This window comes from Psittacicella gerlachiana (genome assembly GCF_003585965.1).
GTDB lineage: Bacteria > Pseudomonadota > Gammaproteobacteria > Enterobacterales > Psittacicellaceae > Psittacicella > Psittacicella gerlachiana.
Genome location: NZ_NRJF01000025.1, coordinates 17,692 through 28,199, shown reverse-complemented (window position 1 = coordinate 28,199; position 10,508 = coordinate 17,692). Strand labels below are relative to the sequence as shown.

The 10,508-nt window shown below is 33.0% G+C and carries 6 protein-coding genes; 5 read left to right on the top strand and 1 reads right to left on the bottom strand.

Going from position 1 to position 10,508, the window contains the following annotated elements; genetic code table 11:
• The first annotated feature begins 247 nt into the window (after positions 1–247).
• Both CKF59_RS01040 and CKF59_RS01035 read left to right on the top strand, forming a co-directional pair.
• Positions 248–736: a ferritin gene (locus tag CKF59_RS01040; RefSeq protein WP_119534129.1), complete on the top strand. Its 489-nt coding sequence runs from the start codon at positions 248–250 to the stop codon at positions 734–736.
• A gap of 44 nt (positions 737–780) precedes the next feature.
• Positions 781–1,302: a ferritin gene (locus CKF59_RS01035; RefSeq protein WP_119534128.1), complete on the top strand. Its 522-nt coding sequence runs from the start codon at positions 781–783 to the stop codon at positions 1,300–1,302.
• Between the two features lie 353 nt (positions 1,303–1,655).
• Here CKF59_RS01035 and CKF59_RS01030 read toward each other — a convergent pair whose 3' ends face one another.
• Positions 1,656–6,062, bottom strand: a complete 4,407-nt coding sequence (locus CKF59_RS01030) for a PD-(D/E)XK nuclease family protein (protein WP_222985459.1) — start codon at positions 6,060–6,062, stop codon at positions 1,656–1,658.
• A gap of 210 nt (positions 6,063–6,272) precedes the next feature.
• Here CKF59_RS01030 and CKF59_RS01025 point away from each other — a divergent pair, with 210 nt between their 5' ends.
• The 3 genes from CKF59_RS01025 (at position 6,273) to pssA (ending at position 10,491) form a co-directional block, all read left to right on the top strand.
• On the top strand, positions 6,273–6,854 hold the full coding sequence (locus CKF59_RS01025) for a UbiX family flavin prenyltransferase (protein WP_119534126.1): 582 nt from the start codon (positions 6,273–6,275) through the stop codon (positions 6,852–6,854).
• Positions 6,855–6,857: 3 nt separating this feature from the next.
• Positions 6,858–8,918, top strand: a complete 2,061-nt coding sequence (locus tag CKF59_RS01020) for a tRNA(Met) cytidine acetyltransferase TmcA (RefSeq protein WP_119534125.1) — start codon at positions 6,858–6,860, stop codon at positions 8,916–8,918.
• Between the two features lie 160 nt (positions 8,919–9,078).
• Complete coding sequence (pssA, locus tag CKF59_RS01015; protein WP_119534124.1) at positions 9,079–10,491, top strand: CDP-diacylglycerol--serine O-phosphatidyltransferase; 1,413 nt, start codon at positions 9,079–9,081, stop codon at positions 10,489–10,491.
• Positions 10,492–10,508: the final 17 nt, after the last annotated feature.

The window sequence follows — 10,508 nt, the reverse complement described above, 5'->3', positions numbered from 1 at the left end:
CTATAATATTAAGTATAGGTTAGCAACTGACTTAAGTGTATAAAACTTAGAATTTAGTTGACTAAAATACTTAAGAATTTAAGTATGAAATATTTATTAGATCATTAGTCTCTTTACGACCTAGGAAAAGAATTTATTGTTAAATTTATTTGTGAAAGTAACTTTAACTATAAATTCTTGAAAAGAACATACTAGGTTTTCAGAATACAAAAAGAGAAACAAAAAAACAAAACGAGGAGTTTATTCTATGTTAAAACAATCTGTTATTGATGTTTTAAATCAACAATTAAACTTTGAGCTTCACAGTTCAAACATTTATTTACAAATGTCTAACTGGTGTCGTACTCAAGGTTTATTAGGTGCTGCTTCTTTCTTCAAATCACACGCTGAAGAAGAGTATCAACACTTTAAACGTATTTGGAAACACTTAGAAGATAATGGTGTACGTCCACACGTAGGTGTTGTACCTGCAGTTAATACAGAATTAACTGATTTAAGATCTGTACTAGAACAAGCTTACGAACACGAGAAATTCGTTTCTAGTGCAATTAATAATTGTGTAAGAGTTGCTCAAGAAGCGCATGATTATAAAACATTTAACTTCTTACAATGGTTCGTTGACGAGCAAGTAGAAGAAGAGTCTTTATTCTCAGATATTCTTGGTAAATTTGACATTGCTGGTAATGACGGTATTGCGGTTTACTACGTTGATCGTGATATTGAATCTTTACACTAATTTTTACTTGACGCAAAGCAATTTACCTAAGGAGTTTTATAATTATGATTAACCAAAACATAGTTGCCTTATTAAACGATAAAATCAACCAAGAATATTTTCGTTCAAACCTATTTTTAGATATTTCAGGTTGGGCAAATGATTTAACTTTAAAAGGAGTACAAGGTTACTTCTTAAACCTATCACAAAAAGCTTTAGATAATGTAAATTCAGGTGTTGAATACTTAAGCGAATGTGGTTATCAAGCTGAATTACGTGAAATCCCTGAAGGTTTACGTGAGTTTGATAATATTGAAGACTTATTTGTATATATCTACGAAATGGAAAAAGGATATAGAGCTGATTTAAACAATATCCTTGATGTTTGTTTATCAAACAAAGATTTTGCAACTTATGCAAATCTTGAATCACAAGTAGAAACACAACATGCTGAAGAGTTCTTCTTAACTTCAATGCTTCGTAAAATTGGTATTGTAGGTTCTAAAGGTCAAGGTTTATACTTAATTGATAAAGAACTAAGCGAAAAATATCCTTTACCAACTGATACAACAACTGATGTAGCTTAATTAAAGAGTTGCAAATCTAAAGTAATAGTAAAACTACTATTTATTAAAAGTAACTTATTGTATAGAGAGTTACAACCGAGCTTTTGGCTCAAAGAGTCAACTGCAATCTAGAGATTTTCATTTCTAGAAAACATTAAAATTAGAGTGATTTTTGGGAGTGTGTCTATAGGCATGCTCCTTTTTGTTATCTCAATTTTTTAGGGATCTAGTTATTTAAAGAAGTTGCTCTATGTTTTGTGTAATATCAGTTAGCTTTTAGTTAATTTTTTTAAGAGAGCTTAGATTTAGTCAATTTGTTTATTATGCTAATATTTTGAAATGAAATAAGACCTCAGAGACGAGGTCTTGAGGTCTTATTTAGTTTTGATGGCTAGAGCTTTGTCTAGGTCACTAAAGATTTGACTAAGAGGATTGGTTTTAGATTTATCTAAACCTTGGGTTAAGTAGTCTAAAGAAAATTCAGCAAAAAACTCATCAATTTCTTTTTGAATTTCTTGTTTATCAAAGTTAACATACCTATTGGTAAATAATTCGGTAAGGAAACTTTTTTTCTTATCTCCACTGTATAAAGGTAAGAGTAAATCCTTGCCCAGTAAATAGTGCATGAGCATTTGACTTAAGCCTTTACCTAGCTCCTCTTGGATTTGTTGCTGTAAAGGTTCTAAATCTATTTCTGAACTAAGTACTTTAACTTGTTTAGTTACCTCTAGTTTTTCAGACATAGCTTCTAACTTTTTACATTTAGCTTGAATAGCTTCGAGAGTTGTATTAATCGCATTTTGGCTAATAAAGCTATACACCACTAATTTATTTACTTGATCTTTGCTCATGGCTGCAAAGAGTTTAAAGTAGTCTTCGAGGTAAAAAGTGATCTTGGCAAAATTAGCATTTAATTTTACCGTAGCTGCGGTTAAAAAATCTTTATCGAAAAAGCGATTATGGAGAAGTTTTTTTCCTTGCAAACTATAACTAATTGGGATTCTTAAATATACTTGCTCAAAGTTTCCTGATTGTCTTAGTTTAGCTAACTCTTGGAAGAGTAGTTGCGAGTTACCAAGAGTAAGATTATGTTCAAGGAAATAATTGACATAATTTTCACAAAACTCAGGATTCAGTTTAAAGTATAAATACTCGTGTTTTTCTTCTCCTTTAAACTGCGGAACTTCTTCAAAAAGCTCACCATTAATGTAATAATCACTTGGATAGATACCTTGTCCTTCTTTAATTGCAAGTTTGAAGTTTTGGTAATCAAGGAGATTGATTTGCTTATTATGAATAAGCGAAGTTTTTATTTTCCCGCCATTAAGAATATCTTGAGATAAGATCTCAGTAGGCTCCTTCCCTTGAATAGTTTCTTCAATGATTTTTTTACTAAAGTAAGAAGAAATATTATCTGTAAAAGTTAAACCATAAGTAGTTTGACTTTCAAGTTGGTATTGATATTCAACAATTTTTTGTTCTTTATCAATACGCATATCTCTTGATTCTTTATTTTTTCCATAGTTAGCACTAACCTTAATAAAGTCAGCGAGTTTACGGATGCTCACATTAATAAAAGAAGCGGTATTAAAGTTCTCTGGACTTTGTACATAGGTTAAAGCTTCTTGTTTGGGTAACGAGAAAATTTGTTTAAAGCTTTGTAAAGTTTGCGAAAGATTACCAAACTCTTGCTTTTCAATTGGCTCATTAGTTGGAGGCAACCAATGCTGATTAAAACTTGGTCGACTGGAGCTGACAACTAACTCATTTATTTCTTTTTCTTTAAAGTTAGAGGCTAAATCTAATTGAGCTTGTCCATAGTTAACAACATCAAAACTTCCTAAAGCTAAATCGACAATAAAGCTTGGAGAATTTGCACTTGAATAGAAAATTTCCAAGATTTTTTCTTTTAAGAGTTGGTTATTCTGGCTTGGGGCAAAGAACTCTTGAGGTAAATAAAGTTGTTTTTGGATAAACTCTTTAATATCACTAAGAATACTTGCGCAAGGTTGCTCTTCTCCCCCCGCATAGGTCAACACTAGTTTCTTTTGCGTATTGTTAATTAACTCCAAGATAAAATGTTGATTTGTTTGATAAATTGAGGGGTTGTTATCAATGAGTTTGAGTTTAGAAACAATACTTAAAGGGTTTTCCTTAGGTTGGGTCGGGAAGTTTTTATCTAACCCCAAACAAATAACATATTTGTAACTTGTTCCACTAGCGTTACTTAGAGAAGCAAAAGTAAGACGGTTACGGGAGAGATATGGATTAATGCTTACTTTGTTTTCTACTAGTTGATTATGAACTACAAACTTATCTACTTTTTTGCAAGAGGAATGAGTTAATTTAAGATCTTTAGCTATTTTTTGTAATGTTTGCTTAAAGTTTTCACTTAATTCTTCTTGGTGTTTAAAGAACTGAATTCTGAGATTATTTAAGAACTCTAGCCATTGCTCAAAGTTATGTTTTTGATTAATAAAATTAGCGGTTAGAGCGAGATCCGTAATTAAGCAATTAAACTTACTGAGACTTGCATATTTTTGACTAGACTGAGCAAAAGGTAAGTCTGTTGATAAAAATAAGCTTAAATCTTCTCCATGACTAAAACTATTATTTAAGTTAGCACGGAAAAATACATGTTGCCAAGAGTTGTAATTAAGAACCGGAATCTCAGGATTTAATTCATTTTTTATTGAAGTAGTTTGAGCTTGACTTTGTACCTGATTGTGTATCGGTAAAATGTGGTTTAGCGTTTGAGCTTGATATTCTTTACTATAGTTATAACCTAACTCATTGGTTACTTGATGTAAACCAAATAAATTAGGATAAAACTCTAAATCTTCTTCATTGAGTTGATAGAAATCTTTAACCCCCTTAAAGGTTAACCATTTTTTAAAGGTTTTAAGATCTAAGTAGTTTGCATTAAGAGTAAAGATAAAGTTGTAGAAGCTTTTTAACTCTTCTTGATTTTGGTTATATCCTTCGATTTGATAACTAAAAAAGTTTTCTTTATCAATTACCTGTTCAATGAGATCACGATAAATTTCGATATTGGGGGCAAGAATTAAAAAGTCATTTAAAGATAATTCTTCTTGGCTTAGAGCAAGTTGTTGTTGCACAAAATCTATAGCATATTCTAGCTCTCGACGACGGGAGTTAGTTTGGACTATAGTAAAAGAGTCATCTCCACGTAAATGTAAAAAGCCTGATGGTTGTTGATTTAAATTATTAGTTTCAAGACTTTGATAGTTAGCTTCGGCAAAATCAGTATATTCTAAAAAAGATTTTTGTAACTGTTGTAATAAACTAGGTTGTTCTCCTGAGGTTAGAGTAGTTTGGAGTTTAGTTAAACTAGCTAATAGTTCTGGATTTTTATCAAGCTGAGTAAAAACTTGAGTTATTTGTTCAGGAGTAAGTTTATTTTGTTGATTAATTTGTTGATAAACTTTTTGCAGTTCTTGGGTGAGATCCTCATAAATATGTCTTGGATAATAGGTTTGACGATTTAAAGGATCTACGAAAAAGTTGTATTCGGCATAAAGTTCTGCTTGGCGATATTGCTGTAGAGGTAAATAGTAGTTAGCATCACAAATGGTGGCTTGGTCTGTTTGCTTATGCTCGAGATAAGTTTGGTATTCGTGATCTAAATCAAAAGCAAAAGCTTGTAAGAGTTTTTTGAGTCCACTCCCTAATAAGCTCAAAAGATTGTAACTAGCATTGCTTGAACTTAAGATGTAATTAGGTTGTAAATACTGATGATATACCTGAGGTAATTTTTGCTGATTACAGGTATTTAAAAATACTTTGCGAGATTGGGTATCAAATAACAAAGGAGTTGTTATATTTAAAAAATGATACACCTCAATCCCAAGGTACCTACTTGCTTTTTGGATAATTAATAGTTCACGAGGACTATAGATTTTTTTATCCATGAGAAAGAGGCGAAAATCACTAGCCTGATAAGTAGAACTTAAACTAAACTCAGAGTCTGCAATTAGATTAAGCATATCGAAAGTATTGAGATAAATAAAGTTTTTTTCGATATTATTGGCTTTAGCAAATTCTTGTAAAAATAGACGCGTACGCAAAATAATCTCACGAATTACAAGAAGTTGTCCTTGAAGAAGAGGATTATCTCTTTGTTCGAGAGTGATATATTCTGCAAGAAGTTGAGTAAACTTTTGCTCATTAAACTCAAGCTCAGAAAGAGCAATAATTAATTGCGAATATTTTGCATAAAGAGTATTAATAAGTTCGTGGAGGTTTTTCGCCACAAAGTATAGTTGCCCGACAAGCTCCTCTTGGTCGGCAAAATTTATTTGTTCTTTAATTTGATTGACAATATCGACAAGAAACGCATTGGTTAATTCAGTAGGAGCAAGACGAATTTGTTCATTTAAATACTCTACTGTTTGCCAAAGAATGATTTCACTTCTTGCAGAAATAATCTCAATGTTGTAAAGATTAAAGAATTTATCTTCAGGAACATCTTGAGGAAAATCGGCAATAAGATTTTTGACACTATCACTAATTTTATGAACGAGAATTTCTTGTTGATTGACTTTTTTAGCAAATAAACGTACGAGTTCTCTTACTAGCTCAGTTTCATTAATAAATCTTGGCAGAACTTGAACGCCTGGCAGTTGTTGGAGTTGACGTTCGATTTGCTGTTTTTGTAGATCATTAGTGACAACTATAATATCTTTACTCTTAAAATTTTGTTCTAACTGACGCAAATCTAAGTTACGAGCAGTTGGAGTTTGAGTCTTGTTCTTCAGCATTTCACTAAGAAGATCAAGACTTGCTGAAAAATTATTGTATTTAAAAAGATTGAACATAGCTGTGGGGAAGAAAATTAATACTTATGCTTATATTTTATAAGATCTCTGGTAACAGTTAAATTTTATTTTTTTAAAGTTGTTATAATAAGAGGGTTAAAGAATTATCCATAAGAGAGGAATGAAAGTCCTCGTAAAGAAAAGCAAGATTTTATGAAAAAGAAACAGTTAGTTGTGGCAATTACCGGAGCGACGGGAATTATTTATGCCCAGCGTTTATTAGAAGTAGCCCAACAACTTCCCGAAGTAGAAACCCATTTAATTATTAGTCCGGCAGGACAATTAACTTTAAAACAAGAAAGTAAGATAAGTCTAAATCAATTAAAAAGTCTAGCTACCTATGTCCATAATTATCATGATATTGGGAATAAATTGTCTTCGGGCTCGGTAAAAACTGATGGCATGGTGGTTGTTCCTTGTTCAATTAAGACTCTTTCTTCGATTGCTCATAGTTATGATGGAGAGTTAATAACTCGTTGTGCAGACGTGCATTTAAAAGAGAGACGGAGGCTAATTCTTTGTGTGCGTGAAACCCCTTTACATCTAGGGCATTTACGTTTAATGACACAAGTTGCAGAATATGGAGCCCAAATTATGCCTCTTGTTCCTGCATTTTACCATCAACCGCAAAGCATTGATGATCTTGTGAATCAATCTGTAGCTCGAATTTTTGATCAATTAGATATAGTTTATCCTGAAGATATTTTTACTCCTTGGCAAGGACTTAAATCCTAATTTATGCTGTACCCACGACAATTAGTATTACGTCTTAAAGAATCTTTGACTAAGAGTTATCTCAACTCCCAGTTAGAAGATTTACAAAAAATTATTACTCGTAAACCTGGGCTGGCTGCTTGGTTAGTTCCTGAACTCAAACCTCTGTTAGTTGAGTTAGCGAGCTTAGAGCTAAGAGATTTTGCATTCTTAGATGCTCAACAACAAGTTATTCTTGGAGATAAGGAGGCAAAATATCAAGTAGTAGTCTTAGAGGTAAAAAACAGTAAACGTATTCTAGGCTATAACTTTGTAGGGGTAGTTTATGATTATCCACAAAGTAGCACCACCCATGCTCATTATTTACTTTACTGTCTTGCAACCGTGCAAGCTCAAGGAATATTTTGTCTATATATTGGCGATTTTGCAACAGGCTCTTATCATGACTTTGTCCTCGAGAGAGCTAAGTATTTTGCTCATTTATCTTTAGAGGTAGTTCCTGAACTAGTTGATTTTTATCCGCAACAACCGAATTTTGTTAGCCAAACTACACCAAAAATGTTAGCTTATCGAGATTTTTGGCAAAATTTGTCTCAAGTTACAGAGAAACAAGTTCAAGCTCAACTTGATTATCAGCAAAAGTTTGAATTGATCAAACAAAGACTACAAGAAGCTACACCAAGTTTTCATTTATTTATTGGTGATCGAGGTACAGGAAAGACTAAGTTTAGTCTTGATCTTGCACGAGAATTTCAAGCTACGATTACTTCTTTAGGTAAGCGTCACAGTTTTGTAGATTTAAACTATCTTGCTCCTGAATTGGTAGCAACAACAGCAGGAAATGTTTTAATTGTTGATGAGGCTAGTGCTTTATCGGCAGCCGTACTGCAGAAAATTTTGCAAAGTTCTTGGCAACATGTAATTTTTGTGGCAACTCTTGATGGCTATGAAAGTGGAGCGGGGGTTGGTTTATGGCATAAAGTAGTGCGTGACCTCGTACCCCAAACTCGTACAAGAGAGATTTATTATTTTAATTGGCATTATCGAGCTCTTGAACCTGATATTTTAAGTTTATGGCAAGAGCAGTTATGTGGGACAACTAGTCTTGTTGAACTCTTAGAATCAAGCTCACTAGCTTATATACCGATGACTCAAGTGCAATTAAGCTCTGAGCTTCCGAGCTTAGACTTACCTCAAGTCGAGCCAGCACAACTCGAGCAAGTACAAGGAGAGATGGCTTCTTGGCAATTAAGTCCACAGCTACGCCTTGTGGCTTTATCAAGTTTTGCTCAAAAACTAGAGTTCTTTAAGCTTGCCTACCTAACCCATTATCGTCATCAAGTGCAAGATTTTGCTAGTGCTTTTACGCAGCAACTGTTGTTTGGCTTATATGACCAAGATCAATTGATTGGGGGAATTCATTTAATTCCCGAATCCTATGCTTCTTGTCAAGATATAGTTACGCAAATTATTTATGGAACAAGATTACCTCCAGGCAACCTAGGGTTGCAAACTTTAAGTCAGTATTTTGCTTTAGATTCTGAGTTGTTTGCTTTAGAGGCGATACGAGTGAGTCGGATTTTCTTAAAACCAAAGTATCGTCGTCAAGGACTAGCTCAAGCTATGCTTAAATTCACAACTGCTTCTTATCCTTTGACTTTAGTTATGTATAGTCAAGATGCGGGAACAGAGGCCTTTTGGCAAGCTAAGGGGTTTACTTCTTGTTGTTACTTAGAAAACCCTAATAAATCAACTGCTCGAGCAAATATTTTAGCTTTGAAGGTTGGGAGTGAAATGTATCTCCAAAATTGGGAGCATGAAAGTAACCCAAAAAAGCAAGGAAATTTGGCTAACCAAGACAAGCTTGAAAAACTAAGTTCTTTAGTTCAAGGTTTAGGTGAACTTTACCAGCTTGAACCTCAAGCCGAGACATTTTCTTTACAACAATGGAAACAAACTTATCCATATTTAGCCTCTAAACTAGAGTATTTATATCAACTTTACCTGCAACAAGGTTCAAGTGAGTACAAAATCTCGATTAAAGAATATCGGATTAAGTATGCACGCTTAGCTCCTTTGTGGTAAAATCTTTAGATCTAGAAACTATTATCCCTTTAGGGGTAAATGTTGTAAAATAATAGTCTCAAGCTAGTTAAACTTTTTTAGCTAGATAAAAACTTTAGAGGTTTTTATCTTTACTGTTTGATTACTATAAATAGTAATTCTTAAAAATTTGTATTTCACAATGTTAAATACTCTGATTAACCAAGGTTTTATTGTTGAGGCTGCTAACATCTCTTTACTACTACATCCAAGAGATTATCAAGCTAAACTACTAGAACTAATTAAGACCGCAAAAAAACGTATTTTAATAAATTGCCTGTACTTAGAAAATGATGAAAGTGGGCAAGTGATTTTACAAGCTTTAATGGCGGCGGTTAAAGCTAACCCTCAACTATGTGTAGATGTTTTCTTAGACCTCCATCGAGCACAAAGATCTCGCTTAGGGCAAACCCAAAAATTAAGTAATGCTCATTGGTATTACCAAGAGCTTGCAAAGTTAAACCAACAATTAGTCAGTGAGCATAATTTAAAGCGCTGTCCCATTAACATTTATGGGATACCTTGTAATGCTCGGGAATTGTTTGGGGTTTATCACATTAAAGGATTAGTGTTTGATAATACCATTCTCTATACCGGAGCTTCGATAAATAATAACTATTGTGGTTATCAAACTTATCGTCAAGACCGTTATCAAATTATCGAAGATGAGCAGTTAGCTAATTCTTTTTATAATTTTACCTTACAAAACTTTAGTCCGGCTTTAAGCAATTTAGAAGAAACTAAAGTTGCAGTTAATCCTTTTACTCAAGTAAAAGCTCAAAAAGCTGGAAAAAAAGAGCGTCAAGAGTTTAAAAATTTTCGTCAAAATGTACTTTTAAATCCTCAAGTACAATATGCTCTCAGTGCTCAAGATCACAAGGCTAATAATTTAGTTCCAGGAAATGTAATTATTACTCCCGTATTTGGTATTGGTAAGAAAAATCTCATTAACCAAAGTATTTTTGATGCCATTAGTGCCGCTCGAGAGCAAATTACTATCTACACTCCTTATTTTAATTTTACTAAGCAACTTACCAAAAAGTTACTCGAACGTTGTCGTCAAGGAATTAAAATAAGAATTATCCTGAGTGATAAAGTAGCTAATGATTTTTATGCAGATCCTGAGGATCAAAGTAGTTATACTTCAGCAAATTCTTTACCTTACCTTTACGAATTAAGCTTACGTAAATTTTTAAAGAGTAATCAAAAGCTGATTACCCAAGGAAAAATAGAAGTATTTGCTTGGCGTAACCAAGCAAATTCTTATCATGCTAAAGGTTTAGATATAGATCAAAAATTTTATATTTGGACTGGTTCAAATTTAAATGAACGTTCATTTAACATAGATGCCGAAAACGCTCTGATTGTTTATGATCCATATTATCTTTTAGCACAGTCTGCACAACACGAAATGCAGTTTATGCTCCAACATTGTAATAAGCTTACTTCGTATCAGCAGATTGAACGTCAACAAGAATATCCACCGAAAGTTAAACAAACTTTACGTCGTGCTCGTCTATTCTTTATTGACAAATTAGCAAAACGTTTATTTTAAGTTTTACCCCCAAATGA